This is a genomic window from Gordonia sp. NPDC003376 (genome assembly GCF_053589235.1).
In genome coordinates this window covers 309,590-335,605 of record NZ_JBSFRM010000003.1, presented here as the reverse complement: position 1 = coordinate 335,605, position 26,016 = coordinate 309,590, and the positions used below count along the sequence as shown (strand labels likewise).

The following is a 26,016-nucleotide window of genomic DNA, read 5'->3' as shown; positions in this document are numbered from 1 at the left end:
TCGATGGGTCAGCCGAGGGGTAAGAGAAGTGGTGCAAAGCCGCTGAAGAGGCGGGTGGGACAGCGCAGGGAAAGGCGAACTATTCTCGTGCTGTGCGAGGGTGAGAACTCGGAGCCCGACTACATTAAGGGGTTGAAGTCGCTTCCCGTGGTCATGGAGAACTCTGCAATCGACATCGCTATTGCTGATGAGCATGGCGTGCCGATGACTCTCGTTGATATCGCGGCTGAGCGTAGGCGCAATGATGAGGAGCTCGACGAAGTTTGGTGCATTTTTGATGTTGAATGGCCAAAGAATCACCCTCGACTGAAAGATGCGCTTCAAAAGGCTAGGGACAATGATCTAAGGCTCGCCGTTTCAAATCCCTGTTTTGAACTCTGGCTAATTCTGCATCTAGAGGACTGCAGAAAGTGGAATGATTCCAAGGCTGCAGAAAGCAGAAGTCGGTCATTGGATTCGCGCTCCGGAAAACACATTGATCCGGATAAATACATTCCGTTTCTCGCGGAGGCATGTAAGCGTGCAGAACGCCTCGATGGGATGCATGAACAGAACGGCACGGATTTTCCTCGCAACAACCCATCGTCGACGATGTACCGGTTTGTCCGGGCGATCGGCGCGGTATAGGGCTTCGATCGTGGTCGTAGTCCGGAGATGTTGGAATTTTGGTACTCGGCTCCGGGGCGCGGCGGGCGTCGTCCGCGGAGAGCTGAGCGAGGCAGGAAACCCAGTCTTCCAAATTAGTCGTGCCGGTCCTGGTTTGGCTGTCGCGCTGGCCGCCGTCGGCGCTCGCGTCGTCACGGACGAACAGCGTCTATCCGTCCGTCCGGGACGCGGCGACGAGTACCTCGGTCAAATCTGTTAGATCGTGTAAGACCGTGGTGTCGTGTTGGTCCGCCAGGCCTAACTGGTTGATGTGTCTGGCCCACTGACGTTCGGTCACAACGACATCGCAATAGGGAACTGCGATCGACAAAAACAGTAAGTCGTTGAGGTCGTTTCGCTTCCACGGCTGTTGGGGGTTGCGTAGGCGAACCCGCCGGAGTTCGCTCATTACCCACCTGCTGGGGATGCCCCTCAGCAGATCGTATTGCGCCTCCTTGCTGCCGATCAGATCCCTGGGGTCAATTCCGCTGCGGTCACACTCGGACATCAGTGGGTCGAGAATGTCTGCGAGTTCTGACATGACCGCCACGTCGTCGAGGCGGCCGCGCAGTTTTTGTTCGACAACGGCCCTGCCAAGGGTGGTTTGTCCGTCGACGAAGGCTTGCGAGCTGGTATGGATCTGCGAGGCGGTTTCGAGCATCTTCCGCGCGGCTTCGGGTGCGTTTTCCGGGGCGGCAAGAATAAGCTCTTCGGCCTTGTTTCGGATGCGCGCCTTGACTTTTGCCCGTACCGCAGGTGGCAACGTGTCCTCATTCGTTACCTTGAAGCCTGCGACTAGATCGATGTCGGTGCCGAAGGCGTGCTTGAATCCGACGCCGAAGACGTTGATCTGTGACCGCAGGGGCTCGCCGGTGAGGTACTCCCGAATCTCGGCCGGCACAATCTTCTGAACAGGGGCGATTGCGTGAAACTTGGTTAGTTCGGCCATCGTCTCGCCGAGTTCGCTACGACTGCGACCTCGCCCGCGGAGTTGGGTCTCGTAGTAATGCGCGCACGATAAGACGAACGACACCTCCCCGCGGTCTACAGCAGTCCTCGCGAGGTCGAGAACGTCGGCGTACCGGGCGCCGTCGGGCTTGCCCACGCGACGCTTGGTGAGGTCGATCCACTCGGACTGATCTAGATAGATCCGCATCATCCGTGCATTGTCTCGTAGACGTCTGACATCCTCACCGTCTTCTACTGCCCATTGCGCAAATTGCTGTCGCGGTTCATGATTAACGTCAATCCGCACGCTCTGTGCCTAGCTCTCACCCGCTGGTCTGCCGGAAGGTCCCCGTTGCCCACGCTGTCCGTTACGTGTGTCCTCGCCGTCTTGGCGATGTTCGCGTTGGGCGTCGCCCGTTGGGCGATGGGCGCGGCGGCCGGTGTGGCGGGAAACCTAGTCTTCCAAACTAGGCACCGGCCCTCGCTTGGCTTGCCGCATGGGTTACGGGGCGTGCTGACCGTCGATCGTCGGCTCTCGGGCCGTCCGTTTCGCCCGCTGTGTGCCCCGCTGGCGGGTTTTCGGCCGCTGCTGGTCTCCGTGTTAGCGGGGTCGAACCGTCTGCGGGCTTCTGGGGCGTTTCTGGCGCTGCCCTCACCCGCGGTGGGGGTTGGCCGCGTTCGGGCGTTCGGTCTGTCTGCGATGGTTCGGCACGGGTATCGTCAGATACGTTGCGCGGCAACGTATCCCGTCGTTTTGCGGTGTGGTTCGGTGCCGAATTGGCCTGGCTGTGGATCGCTCAGGGCCGGTTGCGGCTGTCTCAAACCCGCTGTTCGAGACGTTATTAGGTACCCCTAGGGGGTACGGTCTATGCCCGGCCGTTCGGTTGGACAGTACGCGGCGGGCTGCTGCGTGATCGACCGGGGAGGGGTCCCCACCCCCCTCTACCTGTGGGCGGCGCGTCCTCGGCGCTGATCATGCTTCCACCACCTCCGCCACGCCGTGCCGTACATGCCGCTGGTTGCCCCGCTGCCGCCACGTCGGCCGCTCGACACCGAACGACCCGACTGTTGAGGCTCCCTCGCGCGTACGCGCGCGCAGGCGACTCCCCTGGCGATTACGCCGAAGAGCCCCAAATCGGCCCATTTTCGGCCGGTATCACGTAGGGGTGGTGCTACGTGATACCGAGATTTCGGCCTATCAGTGCAGGTCAGGGCTATTGCGACCCTGTGAGTATCGCGGTATCACGTAGATTTCACATTGATTTCCTACAAGGGATATAGACCCCTGTAGATCCTGAGAGGTTCCTCAAATGCTCACTACCTACCACTCACACCGCCAATAGAATCTTTGTCTACTTCTACGTGATACATGTGATACTCATACCCCAAATAGGACCCCTGGCCTGCGAATATGGTGGTATCACGTGCGGTATCACGTGGCCTATCTGGTATCACGTCACGTGATACCGAGACCCTGCCGAGAGCGACCCCTACCTGTCAGGATTGAGCGTCAATCCTGACGTCGTGGGGCGACCTCTTGCCTACGACAACGGCCCTCACACCCGAAGGCGCAAGGGCCGTGAGGTTGTCGAGGGCGTTAGTGGCGATTGAGTCGTTCTTCGAGCGCGTCGAGCGTCGATCCGTCCTCCCGTGAGAACGAATCACCGTCCGCGTAACGGTCCATGATCCGAAGGTACTTCGCGCGAACTCGGCTATGCAGTTCACGCAATGCGGCCTCGGCGTGATTCGCGTTGCCGGACGACGACACCGTGTATTCGACATCTCCCCGTGCCGCTCGGGCTATACCCTCTTCCTCGTCGTAGTAGACAGGGGCAGCAGAATCAAAGTGCTCGCCGCGCCGTTGCGAGGCCCAACCGATGACGGGTGCCCGTTCGATCACCGGGGTCTCGTCGCTGACGCCGCTTGCGAGATAGACGACGACGAGGCCGGACTCGCGGTCAATAGTGAAGGACATGGGGTTACTCACTTCCCGCGCACTCGCGCATCTCGGGGTTCATCTTCAGGGTTCGGGCGACCTTCACCTTCGCTTTACGCGGGTGGTCGGCGCGCCATTCGTCGACCTCGTCGGTGGTCACCCGCGGCGGTTGGCCGTCCTCCTCGACGATGTAGGCGCCGGTGCTCTCGTTGGCCGTGAGGCGATGCACGCGGGTGTGAACACCACCAGCGCCGGGGATCTTGCCGCGTTGACCGGACTTGTCGACCCGCGCGGTCTCGAACGTCGCGGCGATCTGGTCGCGCAGTTCTCGGGGTCCCTTCAGACCGACACCGATAGCCCCGCCGGGTTCGGTGGCCTCGGCGAGGTCCCACAAGAACGCGTGTACGCCGTTGAGCGACAGAATCGGCGCGTCGGTCTCGTCGGGTCCGATCGGCCGGAAGTGCTGCAACCCGCGGCCCACGAACGATGACGACCGCCAGATCTCGGCGGTCTCATCGGCCACGCTCGCAGGGACGCGCAGCGGGTCGGCATCCTCGGCGTAGTTCGCTCGCACTTCGGCGAGGGCGTCGAGATACAGGTTCAGCACGCCGGGACCTTCGCTCTCGAACAACCGTCGGAACTTGCCCTTAGCGTCGGCGACTTGGCCGGTGGCGTGGCGGTGATCACTGCCCCACGGGAGCGCGACGGCGATCATGCGACGCCGGATACCGGTGTCCTGCTTGCCGAAGTTCATGTCGGTGTCGTTGGTCAGGAAGGTGACCAACGGGCGCGGCGCCTCGCCGGGGGTGCCGTGCTTGCGCTCGACGTGCATCGTCGCCGACCCGGTGAACTTCTTGAGAAAGTCGCCGTCGATCGCTGACGCGGTGCCGATCGCCTCATCGACGGTGACCAGCCGGGCACCGGCGACCGAGTCAGCGAGGTTGCCGCGGTGCTTGCCAGACGCGTTGCGCTTCTGGAAGTAGCCGCCGTCCATCGGCCGGGCGTAGCGACCAAAGACAGCGCGGGGCATGTCAGCGCCGAAGGTGTTCTTTCCGGACCCGCCGGGGCCGTTGAGGTTGAGAAACTCCTGTACCTCGGCGGCGAGCTCAGGAACCATACCCGCGACGTGCCAGCGCAGAACAAAACGGGCGCGTTCGGCCCCCTGGGCAAGATCGGGTTCGCCGTCCTCGTCGGCCGGGCTGAACGCGTGAACCATCCATTCCCAGATCTCGGGCGCTTCGGCGTCGGGGTTGTAATCGACCGCGAACCGTTCGGTGACCAGATCGGAGGGGGTGTACGGCCGTAGCTCGTGGGTGCGGTTGTTCAGAATGCCGTTCGCACAAGGCCATTCGTCGGCGGGCAGGTTGTCGAAGTCCGTCGAGTCGATCAGTAGCAGACCCCGCGCGGTCTCGACAACGGCTTTGGCGAGTCTCAGCGAACCGGGCACGGCGACGAACTCGCCACCGCTACCGAGACACTGAAGCCCGACGCTTTCGCGCAGCGTGTGCCACATACCGACCACGCGGGGGTCGTCGCGGGTGGTGATCTGCCACGTCTGCGTCTCGTCGTCGTAGCGGGCCCATGACTTGCGGTCGTCGACCCACCGCAACCGACCGCGGTAGTGGTCGGCGAAGATCTCGGCGAGATCGGCTTCGGCATCGTTCGCGGACTTGGCGACGACACACGGCACGTCGGTGTCGACGTCTTCGCCGGTCTCGGCGTCGAGGGTGGTCACGGTCGTGTGCTCCCGTCGGTAGCGCGCGGTGTCGAGCCACGCTGTGAGCGGTGCGAGGTCGACGTCGAAGGACCCGGCGTCGAGACCCAGGTGTGAGAGTGATCGAAGGCCCGCGTCGATCTCTCCGCGGAGTCTGCCGACGGCGCCGGTCAGCGAGCGGTCCCATTCCCGCTCGGCGGTGTCGAGATCGCGGCGCGCATCGGTGCCGTTACCGCCGAGAACTTCGCGGTAGAACCCGTCACGAATGGCGCGGAGAGCCTCGCCGAGACCGTGATGTCCCTCGGCCGCGAGCGTGACCAGGTGCCAGACCGGTTCGACGATCGCGTCATGAGCGCCAACGCCGAACGCGGCGATCGCACCCGTGACCACGTCAGCGACGACCGGAGTCGGGGCATCGTCGTAACCCGCGATGTGCTCGGCAAGCCACGCGCGAGAGTCGTCGGCGTCGAGACCGCGGAGCATCGGAATGGACTCGGCCGTGGTGCCCTTGCGCAGGAACTCGACCCAACTCTCGGGCAGGAACGGGAGATCGCGAACGTCGGGGACGTCGCACTCGTTGCCGTCGGCGTCGTACCACCGGTAGGTCCTGCCGGAGACGGTCGAGGGCCAAGCCACCGCATAACGGTGGGTGCGCTGGATGATCTCGATGTCCGGGCCAGGCTTTCCGACCCACTTCAGCCCGCCCTCGACGACGAAGAACTGGATGCCGGAGGGATTCTCGACCGAGCGCGAGGTCGAGCGGTACGTCCGCGGGAGTGAGCCGTGCTCGGCGACGAGATCGGCCAGGGTGTCGGCACCGGTCTTGCCGTCGTAGTGATCGACGTCGATGCCGATGACCTCGTACTGCTTGCCGTCGATGGTGAAGGTCGGCATCCGCCCCGCGGTGTTGGACTCGGGGTCGGCGCCGTCCCACATGTCGCCGAGTTCGGCTGTGGAGGGGTAGCTGTAGTTCCCTGTGGTGAAGTCCGGCGGCGGAAACTTGCGGCCCGCCGGAAGAGGCAGCGGGCACCACCCGCGGTCGTTGTAGATACTCGCGGCGTCGCGCGCTCTGCTGTTAAGATTGGCGGCGTGTCTCGACGTGTCGTCGACAACATGCCCGGCCGAACCCCTGCCCTCACCGGCGGGGGTTTTGTCGAAGTGCTGCACTGTGTCTCGATTCAGATGTGGCGAGACACGAACCGTCTTCCCCGGTCGCCTTGGCTGACCCGGTTAGTGTCTCTGTGTCGTCTACGCGGTGCCACCCGCACAGTTATTCAGTTGTTACGCAACGCGGTTGACGTCAACCGTGACAGGCTCCCTCAGGTAGGCGACGGCGACGTCCTGCTCGACACGCGAGCCCGGCCGGATCGAACGGCACGCGACGTTCTGGTGAGCCAGTCGCTTGCCGTCGCGCCGCTGTTCGACCCAACACGCGCCGCGACGGAGAACACCGCCAAAGCGCCAGCAGGTGCGACAGACGGGCATTGAAAACCCGTCGGGGTCGTAGAACCTTGCCGTTCTCCGGTGGTTAATCACGCGGCATCGCCGCCGTTGTCACCGTCGCCGTACTGGGCGGTCCACTCCTGCTCGATCTCGTCGGGCTGGTCGGCCAACGGGTCGATGGGCTTACCGTCAAAGCCGAACGTTGCCGACCCGGCGGCGATCGCGGCGCGGATACGCGCCCGACGCTGCTGCGCAAGCTGCGAGCGCTTCAGCGTCGAAGCCTCACGAGAGCCGTCCACGTGCTGTCCAAATCCGCGTCGGTAGGACGGGTGTCGCCGCTTGGCGGCCTCGGTCTGTTCAGTCCGTAGATACTCCCCAAAACCCTTGTGCGCCATTACTTTGCCCCCGTCATGATCTCGATTGCGGCGTCGCTGACTCCCATGTCGTCAAGCGTCGCGTCGATGATCGACCACGTCGCGGACGAGACGAGTTCGTCGTCGGTGCCCGGCGGCCACGCGTCCGGCCGACCGGTGGTGTCGGGTGCGAACCCCCGTTTGACGGCGCGGCGCACCCAGTGGAGGCTGCACGCGACGGTGATCACGCGCTCCCGGACAAGCCCGCGTGTCGACCACGCGCTGACCGCGGCGTCACCCCTGGTGATCGCGGCCTCTGCCGAGTCGACTCCGTCGAGACCCTCGACGACCTGCTCGGCGAGCTTCGCGAGGTCTTCGAGGTCGGCACGCACGGCCGACAGAAGGTCGTCTTCGAGGTCGCGCACGTCGGCTGTGAGATCGGCGGCGACCTGGGTGCGCAGTTCCCGGCGCGCAATCGCCATTGCGTCCTCGTCGAGGCGACGGCGGTGATAGTCGGCGATCGCGGCAACCTGTGTGTCGTCGAGGGCTTCACCGGCTTCACCCTGGGCGCGCAAGTTTGCGATGATGCGCGGAGTCGGGTCGGTGATCTCCTCGACGGTGAGGCGTCCCATGACCCGCTGGAAACCGCGCATGGTGCGCCTGTGATGCGGCGTCCAAAGCTCACCGGCGCGGCCGGAGAGCTTCGCCGACAACTGCGGGCGGCGCTTCGGCTGGTTCGCGTGGGCGGCCTCGGTGGCGATGCGGGTCGCGGTGACCGTGCGCTGCATGTAGTCGTCGCTGGCCTGGGCCTCGCGCTGCGAGACACCGGCACGCCGCGCCTCGTTGGCGCGGGCGAACCCGTCGAACGTAATCGTTTCGGTCATGTCAGTTCTCCTTGCGTGCATCGGCGATGATCTGATCGACGTCGAATCCCCACCGGCACATCTGATTGACGTCGCTCTCGAACGGCTGTTCGCCGTTGCGAACCATGCGCCGGATGCGGGCGGTGATTCCCTGGACTCGCGCGCCGGGCGGCGGTGCGAGGGTGTTGCTGTGCATTTTTAGGACCCCCTTGTCGGGTTGGTCCTCCCCGGTCACCGACGGGCGTCGGTGTCTTACTGCTGCTAGGTGGTGGTAGCGCGTTCGTGCCACGCGGCCCGACACGTGTGGATGAGGTCGGCGAGGCCCTAAAAGAAACTCTGACGCTCTTTCTCCGGGGCGTGGTCGGCCCACATCAGGGCCAGCCCGTAAAGCTGTGCGGCGAGCGGGGCGACCTCGACGGCGGCGAGGGTGATCACGCCATCCCCGTAGCCGACGCGCACGGTCGCCGTCTCGTCGTCCCAGTCGATAACAGTGCGTCGAGAGCCTCGAACCGCTCGAACTCGTCGAAGCCGCTCACGCTGCACCGCCAACCAACGACGCGGCCTTCTGCTGTGCGACGTAGAGGTCGAGGTCGCGCCGATCGTATTTGAGCCGGTTACTGAGAAGGTACGACGCGGGACCGGTGCCAGCGCTGCGCAGGTTGTAGAGCGTCTGAGCGCTGACACCGAGATACACCGCGGCCTCCTTCACGCTCAGCCGCTCGGAATTGTCACTCATGGGTTGAGGTCTCCTTTTGTTTCCGGAGGTCGGGGGTTGACCTCGTGAAAACAGCATGGACCGGACTCAGTGACTTTGTCCAAAGTCGCTGTTTCACAACGAAATTGGCTGGCGTAAGGGTTGTCGATCAACCCTTACAAGGAACCTGCTCCTGGTCTGCGCATTCGCGGATAGTGGTCTCACGTGTCAGAGTTCACGAACAAATGAGACATATGTGTCCTGAACTGCGACTATGGAAAGTATAGTGACTTGCATCACACTCCATTCCTAGACCTCTTAAGTTACTGTCGCCTCATGGCGATTACTCCCGAATCCATCCCGACCAAGCGCATAACCGGGGCGCGTGTCGAGGACCGGTGGACCCGCAAAGACGGCACCCCGACGATTCGCCACGGTATCGGGTTGCGATGGATGGCCCGATATGTCGGCACCGATGGCCAGGAACACACGCAGTCGTTCCGGACTCAGAAACAAGGCGGTGCATGGCTCCGCGAACAATCCGCGGCCGTCACTCGCGGGGAGTGGGTCGACCCGTCGAAGTCGGCGGTCACCGTCGACGAGGTTGCCGAGACATGGCTTGCGGGAAACAAGGCGAAGACGGCCGCGACTGCGGCGAGCTACTCGAACGTGTGGACCAAGCACGTGAAACCACGGTGGGGCGACGTGCCGCTCGCGCAGGTCGACCACGATGAGATCGTCGTGTGGGTTGGCGGGCTCACTGACGGCACTGCCGAGACATCGGAACGGAAGCTCTCGGCTTCGAGCGTCCGGCACTGTCATGCGGTGCTGCATCAGATCCTCGGCCTTGCCGTGCGGTCGAAGCGGTTGCGCTCGAACCCGGCGAGCGACGTCCCGCTCCCGGCGATGACGCCGACCGACAAGGTCTTCCTCGACCCCGCCGAGATCGAACGGTTGGGCCGCGCCGCGGACTACCTCGCCGCGACCGTCCGCTCGCGTATCGCCGCGGGGAAGGCGTCGGAGACACCCGCCGACTGGTCGGCCGTCGAGGTCCCGATGTCCGATAACGGGCTCGCGCTGCGCGTGCTCGGTCTGTGCGGTCTGCGCTTCGGCGAACTTGCAGGGTTGCGGGTGTCACGTGTCGACCTCGACCGGCGGCGGTTGGTCGTCGACACCGCGGTCTCGGAAGTATCAGGCCGTGTGGTCGTCGGCGTGCCGAAGAATCGAAAGACGCGCGAGGTACCTGTGCCCGCGGCTTTGGTCGCCCCGCTGCGGGCACAGATCGCCGACCGTGAACCCGGTGACTACGTGTTCACCACAACCATCGGTGGGCCGCTGCGCCGTGGCAACTTCAGCAAGCGCGCGTTTGCTCCTGCGCGGGATCTCGCCGAGATCGACGGTGACGCGACGTTGCACTCGCTGCGCCATAGCTTCGCCTCGATCACGCTCACGTCGGGCGTTCCGCCGAAGCAAGTTCAAGAGTGGATGGGGCATCACTCGCTGAAGCTCACCGCCGACGTCTACGGGCACTTGTTCGCGTCGGAAACCGACCGCTCGCTCGCGCTGCTCGACCGGGCGATCGGCGGCAATGGAAGCGCCGAGTAATGCCCGGTAACGGCCTGGTGTGTTCTGTACTGCGGACTGGTTGCGGACTGCGGACTAGAGCAACGCGAAACAATCGGGTCGTTAGTCCTCTGAACTGCATCTATACAGTGCGCGCAAAGGGATTCGAACCCCTGACCGCTGGTGTGTAAGACCAGAGCTCTACCGCTGAGCTATACGCGCGGGGCGGACGTCGCGACGCCCGCACCAGTCAACGAATGTAGTCGCTGAGCCGGGCAACCCCCAAACCGGCCGGAACCCGGTAAGTCATGAGGGGTCACCGTCGCGGTGGGCGGCCCGTCGATAACGCGCGGCGAGCTCCTCGTGATAGTCGGCGACACTGCGGCATTCATCGCGCAGGGCGTCGGGCTCGATGACGGTGAAGTCGACGCCGAAGGCACACATCCAACGGGCGATCGACGTCAGCGACGACGAGTACATGCGCAACTCGCAGCTGGATTCGTCGCCTGCCTCGATGGTGCCCCAGGAATCCGACATCATCGGGGCGATGGTCTCCAGCGGGGCATGCATCCGCACCCGCGCCGACACCGCATGGTAGACCGCTCCGATACTGCGTTCGAGGAATGCCGACGCCCCGCCTTCGGGGAGGTCGCGTGGGGTGAATCGGGGACCGGTCGGGGTCTTGGGCACCATGCGGTCGATCCGGAACGAACGCCAGTCGTCGCGGTCGGGGTCGAAGGCAACCAGATACCAGCGCATCCCGTTGCGGACCAGCCGATACGGCTCCACGTCACGCCGGGACTCGGTGCCGTCGTGGCGGCGATAGTCGAACCGCAGCCGCTCGGTCCGATGACAGGTGGTGGCGATGTCGGTGAGCACCTCGGCCGACAAGGACCCGGCCCGCGTCTCGTGGGGGACGGCCTCGAGCGCCAGGGCGTCGAGTCGATGCCTCAGCCGGGAGGGCATCACCTGCCGCAGTTTGGTCAGTGCACCGGCCGAGGCCACGGCCATCCCCGACACCGGACCAGTGGTCACCGCGTCGAGACCGAGCGCGACGGCGAGGACCTCCTGGTCGTCGAGGAGCAGGGGCGGCATCTGGGCACCCGCACCGAGTCGGTACCCACCGCCGACGCCGACCGTCGCATCCACCGGGTAGCCGAGCTCGCGCAGGCGGTCGATGTCGCGCCGCACGGTGCGTGTGGTGATCTGCAGTCTGTCGGCGAGCTCCTGTCCCGACCATTCGCGTCGGACCTGCAGCAGCGACAGCAGCTGTAGCAGGCGGGCCGAGGTGTCCAGCATGGAACCCATCGTGCCGGACATCGCGGACAGATGTTGTCCGCATTGCGCCGAGATCGCTGTTCAGCCGCCGCACTGAGCGGGCGTGATGAATGTGGTGGGGTCGGTGATGTTGTCGAGCCATTTGCCGTAGGCCGAACCACCGAGCTGGTTGCGCACCCGGCAGATGTCGGTGAGGGTGGGGCCGGCCACCTGGTAGACGGCATAGATCACGTTGCCGTTGTCGTCGCGGTCGCGCAGGGACCCGCACGATTCGTCGGTGCGCAGGTAGCTCGATCCGGGGTACTGGTCGAGGAAGCGCTGGATGTCGGCCGGGTACTGACCGGGTGTGACGGCATTGCCGACGACGACGATCCCGGTGCCGTCGCAGGCGGGATGACTGATCGGCGTGCTCAGCCCCAGGTCGCTCGACGTGCGCACCTGTGTTGTCGGCGTGGTGGTCTGGGTGGCCGTGGGGGTCTGGGTGACGGTTGCGGTCTCGGTGGGCGCGGAGGCGACGGGGGCGGGGGCGGTACCCGGATTCTGCGCGTCGGAGCCGCCCGACGCGGAGTTGCCCGACGATTCGGCGGACAGCAGCATCCAGCCGCCGAGCCCGATCCCGGCCAGCAGCAGCACTGCCACCACGCCCAGTGCGATCGCCGCCGCCGAGCCGCGACCCGCTCGGGCGGGGGCGATCGGATACGGGTGGGCGGTCGGCGAGTACCGAACCTGCCCGGTCGGGGCGTAGGCGGCCCCCGGCCTGGTGACCGGGCGCGGCCCCGGCGGATACGACGACGGAGGCAACGTGGGGGTCGCCGCCGGAATCCGCCCGGACGGCGGTGGGGGAGGCGGCGCCGGCGGCACGATGGTGGGTGGCGAGACGGCCGAACCGCCCTGTGGGGCCGGTGCTTCGAGCGCCGCGCGGGCCGCGGCGATCAGCGCGCCGGCGCTGGCATGACGCGCGGCGGGATCCTTGGCCATGCCGCGGGCGATCACCGGGTCGAGCGGAGTGCCGGTGACGGGTGGCTGTTTGTGCAGGTGTGCGGCGATGAGCTGTTCGATGTTGGTCGCCGACGCGAACGGCTGTGCACCGGTGACACTTTCGAAGAGCACACACGTCAGGGCGTAGATGTCGCCGGCCGCGCCCACCTCGTCGGACCCGAACCGTTCGGGTGCCATGTACCCGAACGATCCGATCGCCGCACCGGTGGAGGTCAGCCGGGTGTCGGAATCTGCCTGGGCCAAACCGAAATCCGCGAGATAGGTGAAGTCCCGGGCGTCGACCAGGATGTTGTCGGGTTTGACGTCCCGATGCACCAGGCCGCTCTCGTGTGCGGCGTCGAGTGCGTCGGCCACCTGACCCAGGATCATCACCGCCCGTGCCGGATCCAGCGCGCCGGAGTCGGTGATCAGCCGACGGAGGTCGTGTCCCCCGACCAGCCGCATGTCGATGAACAGCAGTCCGTCGATCTCACCCCAGTCGTGGATCGGCACCACATGCGGTTCGCTCAGCCGCGCGGCGACCCGCGATTCCCGGAGGAACCGGTCGCGGAAGTTGCTGTTGCCGGCCAGCGTCGAATGCAGCAGTTTGAGGGCGACGACGCGTCCCTTTCGGGTGTCGGTGGCGCGGTAGACCTCACCCATGCCGCCACGGCCCAGCAACTCCTCGAGCCGGTAGTGCCCGAGCATGGTTCCCGAGCGATCGTCGGGGTGACTCATCGGTTCCTCCGTCAGGGCGCGATGTGGCGGCCGAAGAACTGCCAGATCAGGGACGTCGCGGAAATGCTGTCGCTCGGCCCGGTGCGGGTGGTGCGGACCGCCGACCCCGGCCACAGGTGGCTGCCACCGGCGATGCGGTAGTGCACGACCTCCTGGCCCACAGACGAGCACAGCGGCCAGTCCTCACGGAGGACGACGCCGTTGACCGCGGTGGTGATCGGCACCGGCACGCAGCCGGCGCGGCGGACCCAGGTCTGCGTCGCGTCGGAGATGGCGGTGTAGCGCGACCCGAACCGCACACCGCCGGCGTAGTGGATCACCGGGTCGGCGGTGCCGTGGAAGCTGATCACCGACGCCGGTGGGGCGCTCGGGCACGCCCGCCACGTCTGGGCATAGAGAGCCGGATTGACCAGCGCGTACGCGGAGAACTCGCGTGGCAGAAGGCATGTCAGCATCGACACCAGGCCGCCGCCGTTGGAGCGGCCCACGGCGTAGGTGCGCGCCCGGTCCACGCACGCCAGGCCCCGGACCTCACGCAGGATGGTCGAGGTGAAGGCGATGTCGTCGGCCTTCGGCGCCGAATACGGTGCGCCCTGCCACGACGACGTGCCGTCGGTGCCGGACATTCCGGTGGGGTAGACGACGATCGCCGGCAGGCGAGACAGGCCGGTGTACCGCTCGAACGCCGCGGTGTTCTCGGCATGCCCGTGATAGGCGAGGATCAGCGGATAGGCGCGGGATCGGTTGTATCCCGAGGGGATGTGCAGCCGATAGGTGCGCGCGACCCCCTTGACCTCGGTGGTGCGCACGGTGGTGCCCGGGGTGAGGGCGGTGCGCGCAGTGCAGGCGGCGACACCCGTCGCCCCGCCGGGTGCAGCGGCCGCGGGGGCCGGCGCGAGGGTGGCGCCGAGCACCGCGATGCCGAGTACCGAGACGAGAAGGCCGACAACGACACCACACCACAGGGAACCGACCCGACGCACACGCACCGGAACAGCCTAAAGGGTGCGAACCCCGTTTCTCTCACGATGGTCGGTCGTCGGTCCTAGGGTTGGGGGCGGCGGTGTCACCACACGTGACCCAACAGCATCACCTGTCGTCAGACCCCGCAGCACCCACACCGAACCGGAGGACGTCCATGGCACGCACGATCGTCCCCGTCGTCGAGATCACCGGCGCCCTGATCGCCCAGTGGGCCGCGATCCGGGAGGTCGCGGCACGGCTGTCGGAGCCGCAGTGGACCGCGCCGTCGATCCTGCCCGGCTGGACTCACGCCGACATCGTCGCGCACGTGATCGGCACCGAGTCGATGCTCGCCGGCCGAGACGTCGACGTCGCGGCCGACCTCGCCGACCGAGACCACGTCCGCAATCCCATCGCCGAGTTCAACGAGAAGTGGGTGGACCACTTCCGAGGCCGCCCCCGGGCCGACGTGCTCGCCGCGCTCGACGAGATCACCGCAGTACGGGCCACCGCGCTCCGGGCGATGACGCAGACCGATCTCGACGCCGAATCGCTCACCCCCGCCGGCCCCGAGACCTACGGCCGGTTCATGCGAATCCGGGTGTTCGACTGCTGGTTCCACGAGATCGACCTGCGTGATGGTGGTGGAGCAGGGGCACCGACGGACCCGGTCCCGGCCGGCTTCGCCCTCGACGAGCTCGCCGCGTCGTTGCCGTTCGTCGTCGGCAAACGGGCCGGGGCGCCCGACGGCAGCCGCGTGGTGATCGAGGTGACCGGCGTCGCGCCCCGCACCGTGCGGATCGCGGTGGACGGCCGGGCCGGGCTCGTCGACACGTTCCCCGGTGGGGACGCCACCGCCGACGTCACGCTCACGGTCGACGGCGTGGATCTCGCCCGGCTCGCGGGCGGACGCAGCAGCGCCGACCCGGCTTCGGTGACGGTGACCGGGGACGCCGAGCTCGCCGCGACCATCGTGGGGACGCTGAACTACACGATCTAGGGGGTGGCCGGCGGATCGTGGCGCACCTGCCCACGCCCGAACGCCCGGGCGTCGTCGCCGGCGACGGTGTGTGCGGGCAGCGGATCGGAGAGCAGGCGCCGCACCAGCGCCGCGGATGGATCGAGCGGGGCGTCGCTGCCGACGATCACCACGTTGCCGGTGCGTCGGCCCTTGAACATCGCTGGATCGGCCACCAGCAACACATGTGCGAACACCTCGGCGGTGGCGGCGACGTCGGCCCGGACATTGCGCAGATCACGCGAGTCCCCGCAGTTGGCGAGGTACAGCCCGCCCGGCGCGAGCACCCCGTGCACCGCGGCCACGAACTCCATCGTCGTCAGGTGTTCGGGGGTGCGGTCACCGGAGAAGGCGTCGCGCACCACCACATCCCGTGACTGCGGCTGCAGCGACTCGACGACGGCGCGGGCGTCGCCGACGCGGATGCGCAGCCGTGGGGCGCGCGGCAGGTCGAACCACTCGCGGACCAACCGGGCGAGTTCGGCGTCGATCTCCACGGCCACCTGCCGCGCCGACGCATACCGCTGCGCGAGATAGCGGGGGAGCGCACAGGCCGCCCCACCGAGGTGCAGCACACGCAGATGCGCGTCGTCGGGATACCGGTCCTCGATCACCGCGGCCATCTGCCGCAGGTACTCGAAGTCCAGGACGGTCGGGTCGTCGGGATCGATGTGCGAGGAATGCGTGCCGTTGATCTGCAGCAGCCAGCCGCCCGACACCGGGTCGGGTGCGAGCTGGGCGGTCCCGCAGTCGATCGGGTATTCGCCGGCGACGGGGGTGGGGCGTGATCGGGCCATCGGGGACGCAGTCTATTCGCCCGTCGCGTCGGCCTGTCGGGCGCTCCCGAGCGCACCGGTAGCGTTGCCGGGGTGAACCTGCTGCTGTTGTCGCTGGGATTCGGTGCGGCCCACGACTTCCTGACCGAGGCCACCGGCCGGGCTCCCGCGACGCTGACGATCGGCTATCTCGGCGACGCCCAGATCCCGTACGCCGACGCCCCCTGGGTGCATTCTGAGCGGGCCCGGCTGGCCGAACTCGGTGGCACGGTGGTCGACGTGTCGGCGGCCGACCTCGAACTCGATGCGTTCACCGAGATCCTCGACACCACCGACGCCGTGTACGTCTCCGGCGGCAACACCTACGCCCTGCTGTGGGCGCTGCGCCGGGTCGGGGCCGCCGACGTCCTCACCGAACGTGTCCGTGCCGGTCTGCCGTACATCGGGTGCAGTGCCGGATCGGTGATCGTCGGCCCGTCGATCGCACCGATCGGCGACATGGACGACCCCGCCGAGGCGCCCGGACCCGTCGACCCGCGCGGGCTGGAGCTGATCGACCACGTCGTCATCCCGCACGCCGACGGACAACTGCCGTGGTACCCGCGGGAACGAATCGACCGGGTCCGCACCGAGTTCGGCGACCGGTTCGCGCTGAGCTTCGTCGGCGACGAGCAGGCGGTGCTGGTCCGGGACGGCCGGACGACGACGATCGTGTCGGGCTTCTGATGGGCAGGGTGTCCGGGAGCCGGGTCCCGGGGAGCCGGGCGACCCGAGTGGTGTCGTGGGCGTTCCGGCCGTCGCCGACCGGCCTGGCCCTGGGGCTGCTGGCCGACCGCGTGCTCGGTGATCCACGCCGGTTCCATCCGGTCGCGGGGATGGGGCGGGGGGCCGCCGCGCTGGAGGCCCGCCTCTACGCCGACGACCGCCGTGCCGGTGCCGCCGAGGTCGCGGTGTGTATCGGGGCCGCTGTCGGGGTTGGCGGCCTGGCCGCGGTGATCACGTCGTCGCACCCGGGCGGGCATGTGCTCGCGACCGCCGCCGCGACCTGGGCCGTGTGCGGTGGGACCACCCTGGCCGGGGTCGGCGAACACATGGCCGACGCCCTCGACGCCGGTGACCTCGAGGCCGGACGCACCCTGGTGCCGAGCCTGTGCGGACGTGACCCGCAAGCCCTCGACGCCGCGGGGATCTGTCGTGCCGCAACCGAATCGATCGCCGAGAACACCGCCGACGCCACCGTCGGACCGCTGGTGTGGGGTGCCGTCGCCGGACTGCCCGGGCTCCTCGGCTACCGGATGGCCAACACCCTCGACGCCATGATCGGCCACCACAATCCGCGCTATGAACGGTTCGGGTGGGCCGCGGCACGGTTCGACGACGTGCTGAACCTGCTGCCGGCCCGGCTGTCGGGGTTGTTGGTGGTGGCGCTGGGGCCCGACCACCGGGGTGCGCTGCGCGCGTGGCGAGGCGATGCCGCCGCACATCCGAGCCCCAACGCAGGGGTGGTGGAGGCGAGTTTTGCCGGGGCCCTCGGCGTGGCGCTGGGCGGTGAGACGGTGTATCCCCATCGCGTCGAACAACGGCCGGTCCTCGGTGACGGCCGACCGCCCGGCACCGCGGATCTGCGCGCGGCGGTGGCATTGTCGCGGCGCGTGCAGCTCGGCGCCCTCGCGGTGTCGGCGGGTGTGGCAGCGCTGCTCAGCCGCCGTAACGCTGGGTGAGTTTGTCGCGGACCACACCGACGGTGTGCTCGGTGTCGGGTCCGACACCGATCCCGGCGGGCATCGAGGCGTCGTCGTCGGAGCCGGCCTCGGGCACAGGGGCGCCACCGGCGTTGCGGAGCTCGGCACGGAGTCGTTTGCGCCGCTCGGAGCGGCTGAGAACGCCCCCGTCGCCCACCGGTGTGGCGGAGTCCGACGTCTCCGGGCCGGACGCCGAAGGAGTGGCCGCCGCGGCCGCGGACCCGGCGGCGGCCTTCGACCGACGGCGCTGCCGGATCTCCGAGTACAGGAAATACCCCACGCCGAGCGGTGCCATGATGCCGAACGCCAGCCACTGCAGCCCGTAGGACAGATACGGTCCGGAGTCGAGCTGAGGGAGCGGGATCTCGCCGAGTGAACCCGGCTGATCCGGCGACAACTGCAGGTAGAACGGGTCCATCGCGGTCCCCGTCGCCGTGGACAGCTCGGCCGGGTCGATCGTGTACACGGTCAGCGCGCCGTCCTCGACGCGGGCACCCCGCCCCTCCGACGTGCCCTCGCTCGCCCGGATGCGGGCGGTGATCGTGACCTGCCCGGCGGGCGGGGTGGGGATCACCGGTGTCTGGCTCTGGTCGGGACGGACGTAACCGCGGTCGACGGCGAGTACCCGGTCGGTGCCGGTGACGCGGAACGGGGTGAGTACCTCGATCGCGGGGCGTTCACCGGCCGACCGCAGCCGCACCAGGGCCTGTTCCTCGGTGACATAGGTGCCGGTGACGGTGACCTCTCGCCATTCGGTGGACTTCACGAACGGCGCTCCGGCCGGGGCGACCTCGCTGAGCGGGACCGGCCCGGTCGCGACCGCATGCTTGATCAGCTCGTTGCGTTCGGAGGTGGACGCGTTCTTTCCCAGCTGCCAGGGGGCGAGGATCATGAAGCAGGCCGCCGCGAACGCCACGACCACGATGACCAGGGCGATCCAGCCCGGTCGGAGAAGGGTCCGCAGCACGCGCATACCCACCACGGTACTCAAGCGCGGGGGTGCCCAGGCGCGCGGTCCTCGAGCACGGGAGCACCCGGGCACGGAAGCGCACGAGCACGGAGGCGGAAGCGCACGAGCACGGAAGCGGAAGCGCACGAGCACGGAAGCGCACGACCACGGAAGCGCTCGAGTATGGGGACCCGGAGGTCGACGGGGTCAGTCGTCGAGTTGTTCGCGCACCCACAGCAGCAGACCGGGGACCGCCGCCTCGATCTGTCGGCGGGTCAGCGCGAAATCCTCGGGCGTGCCGTAGTACGGGTCGGCGAGATCGAGATCGTCACCGGCCTGTGGGTCGAAGCTGCGGAGCAGGCGCACCCGGTCACCGAGGCGTTTGCGTTCGAGTTCTTTGACATGACCGGCGTCGGCGGCGACGAACAGGTCGGCCTCGATGTGCTCGCTGCCGAGCTGACTGGCCGCGTGCCCGTCCGTGTAGCCGTTGGCCAGCAACTCGGTCCGGGCCCGGTTGTCGGCCGGTTCGCCGACATGCCACCCGCTGGTTCCGCAGCTGCTGACCTCGACCCGGTCGGCCAGACCCTCGTCGGCGAGCAGTTTGGCAAAAATGTTCTGGGCCATCGGTGACCGGCAGATGTTGCCGGTGCACACGAAACAGATATGGAGTAGATCAGACACCGAGTACCTCGCGCAGATGGTCTGTGGACTCGACGCGCCAGGCGGCAGCGTCGCGCTCCCCCGGCAGAGCGTAACCCCACTCGACGTGGATCGTGGGGATACCGAATTGTCCGGCTCCCTCGATGTCGTGGGATCGGTCGCCGATCATCACCACCGGTCGAGCAGGTCGGCGTGTTTCCGGGTCGAGCGATATGTCCAATTGTGCCAGTGCATGCGCGATCACGTCGGGCTTGTGGCGGCGGACACCGTCGTCCCCGGCACCGGCGACCACCCGGAAGTGGTCGACCAGCCCGAAGTGTTCCAGGATGCGCCGGGCCGTGGTCTGGTGCTTCGACGTGGCGATCGCGAGGGTGCGACCGGAGGCGTCGAGGTCGGCGAGGAGCTGCCCCATCCCGTCGAACACCGAGTTCTCCAGCCACCCGACGTCGGTGTAGCGGGCGCGGTAGGCGGTCATCGCGGCGTCGGCCGTGGCCGGGTCGAGCCCGAGCCCGAGCAGGGTGTCGATCATCGGCGGTCCCGCGATCCCGGCGACGACGGACTCCGGGGCCGGTGGTGCGCCGACCTCGACGAGGGCATGCCGGAAACTGTTGGCGATTCCGGCGAAACTGTCGGTGATCGTGCCGTCGAGATCGACGAGCAGAACGGTGGTGGGATCAGCGGGGTCCGGTCGCGACATCACCTCACCATCGTGCACGTAGTCTCGATGTCCATGACATCGGGGCTGTTCGCACTCGACCGCCACGGCGACCGGGACTGGGCGCCGGGAATGCTCGATTTCGCCGTCAACGTCCGGGGCGCTCCGCCGGGGTTCGTGCGGTCGGCGGTCGCCGACACGCTCGACGACCTGGCGCGATACCCGTCGTCGGAGCTGTTCGAGGCCGTCACCGACCAGATCGCCGCACTACACGGCCGCGACCCCGACGAGGTGGTGCTGCTGGCCGGCGCCTCCGACGGATTCGAGTTGCTCGGCCGGCTCGGTGCGCGTCGGGCCGCGCTGCTGCAACCGTCGTTCACCGAACCGGAGCTGGTGCTGCGCGCCGCCGGTGTGCCCATCGTGCAGGTCCCGATCGACCCCGCCCGACCGCTCGATGCCCGCGCGGCGGCGGCGATTCCCGACGACGCCGATCTCGTCGTGATCGGCAACCCCACCAACCCGACGTCGGTGCTGCACCCGCGAACCGTGATCGAGACGCTGTGCCGACCCGGGCGAATCGTCGTGGTGGACGAGGCGTTCGCCGACCTCACCGTCGACGAGGCGACCGGGGTCCGCGAACCGGAGTCCGTGGCCGCCGCGCGGCTGCCGGGGCTGGTCGTGATCCGCAGTGTCACCAAGACCTTCGGGTTGGCCGGCCTGCGCGCCGGGTACCTCCTCGCCGACCCGGCGCTCGTGGCCCGGTTGTCGGCCGGCCGGCGGGCCTGGCCGATGTCGACCCCGGCGTTGGCCGCGCTCGCAGCGTGCTGCGGACCAGAAGGGGAGGCGTACTGCGACGAGCAGGCCCGGCTGGTGGCCGTCGAACGCGACGCCATGCTCATCCGACTCGCCGAGGTCGGGTGGCGACCGGTCGCCACTCCGCGCGCACCCTATGTGCTGTTCGAGGTACCGAATGCGCTCTCGGTTCGAGAAAGTCTGCGGCACAACGGCGTCGCAGTGCGAAGTTGTGCGAACTTCGTCGGCCTGTCCGACGATCATCTGCGCCTGGCGGTGCGGCCCCACGATCAGGTGACACACCTGGTCGAGGCCCTTCGCCGGGTCCCGACGGAGGTGAAGTGATGAGTCCCGACAACCGCCCTGGTACGGACGTCCCGGTTTCGGATCCGGCTCGTGCGGAGGTGGCGGTGTCGACGGTGCTCGACGTCCTCGAGGCCGCCTACCCGCCACGGCTCGCCGAGAGCTGGGATTCGATCGGCCTGGTCTGTGGTGACCGCACCGAACCCGCACGCCGGGTGCTGGTCTGCGTGGACGTCACGGCCGGCGTCGTCGACGCCGCGATCGCCGGCGGATACGGGCTGGTCCTGGCCCATCACCCGCTCCTGCTGCGGGGGGTGGACTCGGTGGCCGCCGACACCGCGAAAGGGTCGGTGGTGCACCGACTCATCCGCGCCGGGATCGCGCTCTACAGCGCCCACACCAACGCCGACCGTGCCCGCCCCGGTGTCTCCGACGCCCTCGCCGAGGCACTCGGCCTGATCGACCTGCGCCCGCTGGAGCCGGCGCCTGGCGCCCCGCTCGACAAGTGGGTGGTGATGGTCCCGGAAGGCAACGCCGAACAGGTCAGCGAGGCGATGTTCGCCGCCGGTGCCGGGGCGGTCGGCGACTACCGCGACTGCGCGTGGTCGGTGGTCGGCGTCGGACAGTTCGAGGCGCAGGACGGCGCCGACCCGGCGATCGGGGAGATCGGCATCCGTGAACGCGTCGACGAGGCACGGGTCGAGATGGTCGCCGCGCGCGGCCTGCGGCCGGCGGTGTTGGCCGCCCTGCGTGGCGCCCACCCGTATGAGGAACCGGCCTTCGACGTGCTCGAGCCTGCCACCCTGCCCACCGGCCTCGGGCTCGGCCGGATCGGGCGGCTGCCGGTCCCGATGACGCTGCGCGACTTCGTCGACCATGCTGAGGGTGTTCTCGGCGGGCCGTGGGGTGTGCGCGGCGGCGGCGACCCCGAGCGCGTCGTCGAACACGTCGCCGTGTGCGGCGGCGCGGGCGACTCGTTGCTGGCGGCGGTGCGGCGCGCCGGGGTGGACGTGTATCTGACCGGCGACCTGCGCCACCACCCGGTGGACGAGTCGTTGCGCACCGGCGGGCCGGCCCTCGTCGACGCCGGGCACTGGGCCACCGAGTTCCCGTGGTGTGCGCAGGCCGCCGCACTGATCGGCGACCGCACCGGACTGACCGCCGACGTGTACCGACCGACCACGGACCCGTTCGTCGTGAATGCCGCATCACCGATCGCATGAGGCGGGGCGCGGTGGACGGTCGGTACCTGACGGCCCGGGCGGGCGCGTAACGTGGACATCTCATCCCGGCCACCCCGACAGCCCCGCTCCGGACACCGGTGATTCACCCCACGACCGAGGAGACACCCGATGAAGGTCGATGCCGCCCGGCAACGACTCCTGCTCGACCTGGCCGACACCGACGCCTCGCTGGCCCGACTCGACCACCGCGCCCGGAACCTGCCCGAGGACGCCGAGATCGCCGAGACCACCACCCGCATCGAGGCGGCGCGTGAGGATCTCGTACGCGCCGAGATCTCCGCGGAGGATCTCGACCGCGACTATCGCAAGATGGACAGCGAGATCACCGGCATGCGTGACCGCGAGCAGAAGGACTCCGCACAGCTCACCGCCGGCGGACTGGCACCCAAGGCGCTCTCGGAGCTGCAGCACGAACTCCACGGGCTCGCCCGGCGCCGATCGGTCCTCGAGGACGACATGCTGCAGCTGATGGAGCAGCAGGAGGCCGTGGCCACCGAGCAGGAGCGGGCCTCGGCGACCGTCGCCCAGTTGCAGCAGCAGGTCGACACCCTGCAGGCCCGACGCGCCGAGTCGCTGGCCGCCGTGACCGCCGACCGCGAGGTGGACGCGCAGCGGCGAGCCGCGATCGCCCAGGACGTGCCGGACGAGCTGCTCGCCATCTACGACCGGCAGCGCGCCGACAGCCGGATCGGCGCCGGACTGCTGCGTCAACGCCGGTGCGGGGCATGCCGGATGGAGATCGACCGTGGCACCCTCACCCGGATCGCCGCCCTCGCCGACGACGACGTGGTGCGTTGCGAGGAGTGCGGCGCGATCCTGGTCCGCAACCACGAGTCCGGCCTCTGATGGGCACCGAGGTCACCGACACGGCCGACTCCGACACCACTGCCACCACCGCGACCGCTGACGCCGCCACCGACACGGGACGGGCGCAGCCGACCTGGCAGGGGCAGCGGGCCACACCCACGCGCCTGATCCTGTTGCGGCACGGGCAGACCCCGCTGTCGGTGGAGCGTCGGTACTCCGGCCGGGGCAACCCGGAACTGACCGAACTCGGGCTCGCCCAGGCGGCCGCGGCCGCACGCCGCGTCGCCCGGGAGACCGACATCGCGACGATTGTGTCGTCGCCACTGGCCCGCACCCGCCAGACCGCCGACGCCGCGGCGGCGGCGCTCGGCCTCGACGTGATGACCGACGACGGATTCATCGAGACCGACTTCGGGCAGTGGGAGGGGCTGACCTTCGCCGAGGCATCAGCCCGCGACCCGCACCTGCATGCCCGATGGCTGTCGGACACGTCGCTGCCCGCCCCGGGCGGTGAGAGCTTCGACGCGGTGGCGCGCCGCGTCGTCGAGGCCACCGATCGGCTGCTCACCGAACATGCCGGCCAGACCGTCCTCGTCGTGTCGCACGTGACCCCGATCAAGTCGTTGCTGCGTCACGCCCTCGACGTCGGACCGCAATTGCTGTTCCGGCTACATCTGGATCTGGCGTCGGTGTCGATCGCCGAGTTCTATCCCGACGGTGGTGCCGCGGTGAAGGCGGTCAACGAGACCGCACACCTGTTCTGAGCGGCGCCGTGCCGGCGTGGGGCGGCGTCATGGTGCCGCCGTGTCGGGACGCCGGGGTGCGCAGCGTATCCTGTACAGGCGAACGAGTCGGCCGGGCGGCCGCGGCGCGCGGGACGGCCAGTCACTGGACACGCCGCTCGCCGAGGAAAGTCCGGACTCCACAGAGCAGGGTGGTTGTCAACGGCAACCCGGGGTGACCCGCGGGACAGTGCCACAGAGAACAGACCGCCGGCCGTCAGGTCGGTAAGGGTGAAACGGTGCGGTAAGAGCGCACCAGCGATACGGGTGACCGCATCGGCTAGGTAAACCCCACCCGGAGCAAGGCCGAAGCACGGACCGTCAGGTGCGTGTGCGCGGATGTATGAGGGCTGCTCGCCCGAGTCCGCGGGTGGGCCGCTCGAGGTACCCGGCGACGGTGTGCCCAGATGGATGGTCGCCACCGACCCTCGTGGTCGGGACAGGATCCGGCTTACACGCCGACTCGTTCGCCCCACACGTCCGCCGCTCTGGCTAGGGTCGGGGAGTGCAACGCAGACTCTCCGCCCCCGACATCGACTTCGACGCCATCCGTGGCGAACTCGGTGTCGACGAGAACTACGGGCAGGACGCGCTCGCGGAGGCCGAGAACGCCGTCGACCGGCATGCCGCCGACCGCGTCGACCGCACCGACATCCCGCTGGTCACCATCGATCCGCCCGGTTCGATGGACCTCGATCAGGCGGTGTGCCTGCGCGCCGACGGCGACGACATCGTCGTCGACTACGCGATCGCCGACGTCGCCGCCCTGGTCGAACCGGAGGGTGCACTCGACTCCGAGAGCCGACGCCGCGGCGCCACCATCTACTTCCCGGACCGGTCGGTGCCACTGCACCCACGCGCGCTGTCGGAGGGCCGCGGATCGTTGCTGCCCGACGTCGACCGCGCGGCCGTGCTCTGGACGATGCGGGTCAGTGGGGCGGGCGAGGTCACCGAGGTGAGCGTCGGCCGGGCGCGGGTGCGTTCACGGGCGCGCCTCGACTACGCCGGAGTGGCCGCCGACGCCGCGGCAGGACGACCGCACCCGTCGATCGTCGAGCTCCCACGGTTCGGGGAGCTGCGCCGCCGGACGGCGTTGGCGCGCGGCGCGATCGAACTCGACCTGCCCGACCAGGAGGTCGTGCGCTCACCGTCGGACGGTCCGTGGACATTGCAGATCGCGCCCCGCACCCCCGCCGACATGTGGAACTCGCAGGTGTCGTTGATGACCGGGATGTGCGCCGGGACGATCATGGCCGACGCCGGCATCGGACTGCTGCGGACGCTCCCGCCGGCCCCGGCCGACGCCGTCGACCAGTTGCGGGCCACCGCCGCGGCGCTGCGGGTGCCGTGGCCGGACGGTGCGACACCGGGGGAGTTCCTGGCAGGCCTGCCGCAGGACGCGCCGTCGACGCTCGCGTTGATGAGTCACGCCGGGACGCTGATGCGCGGGGCCGGATACAAGGTGCTCGACGCCGGTGAACCCGACCTGACCCACGATCAGATGGTGCACTCGGCGATCGGTGGGATCTACGCGCACGTGACCGCCCCGCTGCGGCGCCTCGGCGACCGGTTCGCCACCGAGGTGTGCTTGTCGGTGTCGGCGGGCACGCCCGTCCCCGACTGGGTGGTGCGCGCCTTGCCGACCCTGCCGAAGATCTTGCGGTCGGCGGATGCGCTCGGGTCGTCGGCGGACCGGGAGAGCGTCGACCTCACCGAGTCGGTGGTGTTGGCGGGCCGGGTCGGGGAGCGGTTCGACGCGGTGGTGTTGTCGGCGGGAACGGACAAGCGCCCGGCCAAGGTGTTCGTCGCCGAACCCCCGGTGATCGCAGCATGTAGCGGTGCTCCCGAGGCCGCCATCCGATTGCCCGTCGTCCTCGCCGCCGCCGACCCGGACACGCGAAGCGTCGAATTCGCGCCGGCGTGATCTCGTGCTCGACGGTGGTCGCGTACCGAGGTCGGCCGGCGGGGGTTTCGACACGCCTTGTCGCTGCGCTCCTCGTCGGCTCAACCAGCAACGGCCGGTTGCTGATTGAGCCGGGACCGAGCATCGCGAGGACCCGTGTCGAAATCTCTGGCGCGTGGGCTGGGTGGTGACTGCGTTCTTCGTCGGCTCAACCATCGCCTGCGGCAGGGTGATTGAGTGGGAGCCCCCGAACGGTGATTGAGCCGGCG

Annotated in this window: 25 protein-coding genes, 1 tRNA gene and 1 other RNA gene; 11 read left to right on the top strand and 16 right to left on the bottom strand. The window is 68.3% G+C overall.

Translation table 11 applies throughout. The annotated features are described in order from the left end of the window. Window positions 1-3 precede the first annotated feature (3 nt). On the top strand, window positions 4-627 hold the full coding sequence (locus tag ACWDUA_RS05500; RefSeq protein ID WP_449749989.1) for an RloB family protein: 624 nt from the start codon (window positions 4-6) through the stop codon (window positions 625-627). Window positions 628-814: 187 nt separating this feature from the next. Here ACWDUA_RS05500 and ACWDUA_RS05495 read toward each other — a convergent pair whose 3' ends face one another. The 8 genes from ACWDUA_RS05495 to ACWDUA_RS05460 form a co-directional block, all read right to left on the bottom strand. Next, window positions 815-1,804, bottom strand: a complete 990-nt coding sequence (locus ACWDUA_RS05495; protein WP_449749988.1) for a hypothetical protein — start codon at window positions 1,802-1,804, stop codon at window positions 815-817. A 1,386-nt stretch (window positions 1,805-3,190) separates the two neighbouring features. After that, window positions 3,191-3,568 (bottom strand): hypothetical protein, encoded by a 378-nt coding sequence (locus tag ACWDUA_RS05490; protein WP_449749987.1) that lies wholly within the window; start codon window positions 3,566-3,568, stop codon window positions 3,191-3,193. Between the two features lie 4 nt (window positions 3,569-3,572). After that, window positions 3,573-6,410: a bifunctional DNA primase/polymerase gene (locus ACWDUA_RS05485; RefSeq protein WP_449749986.1), complete on the bottom strand. Its 2,838-nt coding sequence runs from the start codon at window positions 6,408-6,410 to the stop codon at window positions 3,573-3,575. Window positions 6,411-6,775: 365 nt separating this feature from the next. After that, window positions 6,776-6,985: a hypothetical protein gene (locus tag ACWDUA_RS05480; protein ID WP_449749985.1), complete on the bottom strand. Its 210-nt coding sequence runs from the start codon at window positions 6,983-6,985 to the stop codon at window positions 6,776-6,778. 95 nt (window positions 6,986-7,080) lie between these two features. After that, complete coding sequence (locus ACWDUA_RS05475; protein WP_449749984.1) at window positions 7,081-7,923, bottom strand: hypothetical protein; 843 nt, start codon at window positions 7,921-7,923, stop codon at window positions 7,081-7,083. Between the two features lies 1 nt (window position 7,924). After that, window positions 7,925-8,098 (bottom strand): hypothetical protein, encoded by a 174-nt coding sequence (locus ACWDUA_RS05470; protein ID WP_449749983.1) that lies wholly within the window; start codon window positions 8,096-8,098, stop codon window positions 7,925-7,927. A 128-nt stretch (window positions 8,099-8,226) separates the two neighbouring features. Next, window positions 8,227-8,361 carry a hypothetical protein gene (locus ACWDUA_RS05465; protein WP_449749982.1) on the bottom strand — a complete coding sequence of 45 codons (135 nt, stop codon included), beginning with the start codon at window positions 8,359-8,361 and terminating at the stop codon, window positions 8,227-8,229. A 73-nt stretch (window positions 8,362-8,434) separates the two neighbouring features. Then, window positions 8,435-8,638, bottom strand: a complete 204-nt coding sequence (locus ACWDUA_RS05460; RefSeq protein WP_449749981.1) for a helix-turn-helix transcriptional regulator — start codon at window positions 8,636-8,638, stop codon at window positions 8,435-8,437. A gap of 294 nt (window positions 8,639-8,932) precedes the next feature. Between ACWDUA_RS05460 and ACWDUA_RS05455 the strand changes: the two genes are divergently transcribed. Next, a complete protein-coding gene (locus ACWDUA_RS05455) occupies window positions 8,933-10,201 on the top strand; it encodes a tyrosine-type recombinase/integrase (RefSeq protein ID WP_449749980.1) in 1,269 nt (422 codons plus the stop codon). Window positions 10,202-10,309: 108 nt separating this feature from the next. On the opposite strand, the gene ACWDUA_RS05450 is transcribed toward ACWDUA_RS05455, so the two are convergent. The 4 genes from ACWDUA_RS05450 to ACWDUA_RS05435 all read right to left on the bottom strand — a co-directional run bounded on the left by ACWDUA_RS05450 (window position 10,310) and on the right by ACWDUA_RS05435 (window position 14,142). Next, window positions 10,310-10,381: transfer RNA gene (locus ACWDUA_RS05450), tRNA-Val, on the bottom strand. Between the two features lie 84 nt (window positions 10,382-10,465). Further along, complete coding sequence (locus tag ACWDUA_RS05445) at window positions 10,466-11,458, bottom strand: helix-turn-helix transcriptional regulator (RefSeq protein WP_449749979.1); 993 nt, start codon at window positions 11,456-11,458, stop codon at window positions 10,466-10,468. A gap of 60 nt (window positions 11,459-11,518) precedes the next feature. Then, window positions 11,519-13,153 carry a protein kinase domain-containing protein gene (locus ACWDUA_RS05440; protein ID WP_449749978.1) on the bottom strand — a complete coding sequence of 545 codons (1,635 nt, stop codon included), beginning with the start codon at window positions 13,151-13,153 and terminating at the stop codon, window positions 11,519-11,521. An 11-nt stretch (window positions 13,154-13,164) separates the two neighbouring features. After that, window positions 13,165-14,142, bottom strand: a complete 978-nt coding sequence (locus ACWDUA_RS05435) for an alpha/beta hydrolase family esterase (RefSeq protein WP_449749977.1) — start codon at window positions 14,140-14,142, stop codon at window positions 13,165-13,167. A 149-nt stretch (window positions 14,143-14,291) separates the two neighbouring features. Between ACWDUA_RS05435 and ACWDUA_RS05430 the strand changes: the two genes are divergently transcribed. Then, complete coding sequence (locus ACWDUA_RS05430) at window positions 14,292-15,116, top strand: maleylpyruvate isomerase family mycothiol-dependent enzyme (RefSeq protein WP_449749976.1); 825 nt, start codon at window positions 14,292-14,294, stop codon at window positions 15,114-15,116. On the opposite strand, the gene ACWDUA_RS05425 is transcribed toward ACWDUA_RS05430, so the two are convergent. Next, window positions 15,113-15,931, bottom strand: a complete 819-nt coding sequence (locus tag ACWDUA_RS05425) for a spermidine synthase (protein WP_449749975.1) — start codon at window positions 15,929-15,931, stop codon at window positions 15,113-15,115. The genes ACWDUA_RS05430 and ACWDUA_RS05425 overlap by 4 nt on opposite strands. Window positions 15,932-16,003: 72 nt before the next feature. On the opposite strand from ACWDUA_RS05425, the gene ACWDUA_RS05420 reads away from it, so the two are divergent. Both ACWDUA_RS05420 and ACWDUA_RS05415 read left to right on the top strand, forming a co-directional pair. Further along, window positions 16,004-16,636 (top strand): Type 1 glutamine amidotransferase-like domain-containing protein, encoded by a 633-nt coding sequence (locus ACWDUA_RS05420; protein WP_449749974.1) that lies wholly within the window; start codon window positions 16,004-16,006, stop codon window positions 16,634-16,636. A gap of 50 nt (window positions 16,637-16,686) precedes the next feature. After that, the gene (locus tag ACWDUA_RS05415; RefSeq protein ID WP_449750046.1) at window positions 16,687-17,631 is read left to right on the top strand and encodes a cobalamin biosynthesis protein; all 945 of its coding nucleotides are present in this window, start codon (window positions 16,687-16,689) and stop codon (window positions 17,629-17,631) included. Here ACWDUA_RS05415 and ACWDUA_RS05410 read toward each other — a convergent pair. The 3 genes from ACWDUA_RS05410 to ACWDUA_RS05400 all read right to left on the bottom strand — a co-directional run bounded on the left by ACWDUA_RS05410 (window position 17,609) and on the right by ACWDUA_RS05400 (window position 19,958). Then, the gene (locus ACWDUA_RS05410) at window positions 17,609-18,625 is read right to left on the bottom strand and encodes an SURF1 family cytochrome oxidase biogenesis protein (RefSeq protein ID WP_449749973.1); all 1,017 of its coding nucleotides are present in this window, start codon (window positions 18,623-18,625) and stop codon (window positions 17,609-17,611) included. The genes ACWDUA_RS05415 and ACWDUA_RS05410 overlap by 23 nt on opposite strands. A gap of 183 nt (window positions 18,626-18,808) precedes the next feature. Then, a complete protein-coding gene (locus ACWDUA_RS05405) occupies window positions 18,809-19,282 on the bottom strand; it encodes a low molecular weight protein-tyrosine-phosphatase (protein ID WP_449749972.1) in 474 nt (157 codons plus the stop codon). Beyond that, complete coding sequence (locus ACWDUA_RS05400; protein ID WP_449749971.1) at window positions 19,275-19,958, bottom strand: HAD hydrolase-like protein; 684 nt, start codon at window positions 19,956-19,958, stop codon at window positions 19,275-19,277. Before ACWDUA_RS05400 ends, ACWDUA_RS05405 begins: the two co-directional genes overlap by 8 nt. A 33-nt stretch (window positions 19,959-19,991) precedes the next feature. On the opposite strand from ACWDUA_RS05400, the gene cobC reads away from it, so the two are divergent. The 6 genes from cobC to ACWDUA_RS05370 all read left to right on the top strand — a co-directional run bounded on the left by cobC (window position 19,992) and on the right by ACWDUA_RS05370 (window position 25,768). Then, window positions 19,992-21,053, top strand: coding sequence for an Rv2231c family pyridoxal phosphate-dependent protein CobC (gene cobC / locus ACWDUA_RS05395; protein ID WP_449749970.1), 1,062 nt, complete (start codon window positions 19,992-19,994; stop codon window positions 21,051-21,053). Beyond that, window positions 21,053-22,234 (top strand): Nif3-like dinuclear metal center hexameric protein, encoded by a 1,182-nt coding sequence (locus ACWDUA_RS05390; protein ID WP_449749969.1) that lies wholly within the window; start codon window positions 21,053-21,055, stop codon window positions 22,232-22,234. The genes cobC and ACWDUA_RS05390 overlap by 1 nt, the downstream gene beginning before the upstream one ends. 129 nt (window positions 22,235-22,363) lie before the next feature. Next, a complete protein-coding gene (locus tag ACWDUA_RS05385; protein WP_449749968.1) occupies window positions 22,364-23,101 on the top strand; it encodes a zinc ribbon domain-containing protein in 738 nt (245 codons plus the stop codon). After that, window positions 23,101-23,826 carry a bifunctional RNase H/acid phosphatase gene (locus ACWDUA_RS05380; protein WP_449749967.1) on the top strand — a complete coding sequence of 242 codons (726 nt, stop codon included), beginning with the start codon at window positions 23,101-23,103 and terminating at the stop codon, window positions 23,824-23,826. The genes ACWDUA_RS05385 and ACWDUA_RS05380 overlap by 1 nt, the downstream gene beginning before the upstream one ends. Before the next feature lie 83 nt (window positions 23,827-23,909). After that, window positions 23,910-24,314, top strand: an RNA gene (gene rnpB, locus ACWDUA_RS05375) — RNase P RNA component class A. Between the two features lie 35 nt (window positions 24,315-24,349). Beyond that, window positions 24,350-25,768: an RNB domain-containing ribonuclease gene (locus ACWDUA_RS05370; RefSeq protein ID WP_449749966.1), complete on the top strand. Its 1,419-nt coding sequence runs from the start codon at window positions 24,350-24,352 to the stop codon at window positions 25,766-25,768. The last annotated feature ends 248 nt before the right edge of the window (window positions 25,769-26,016 follow it).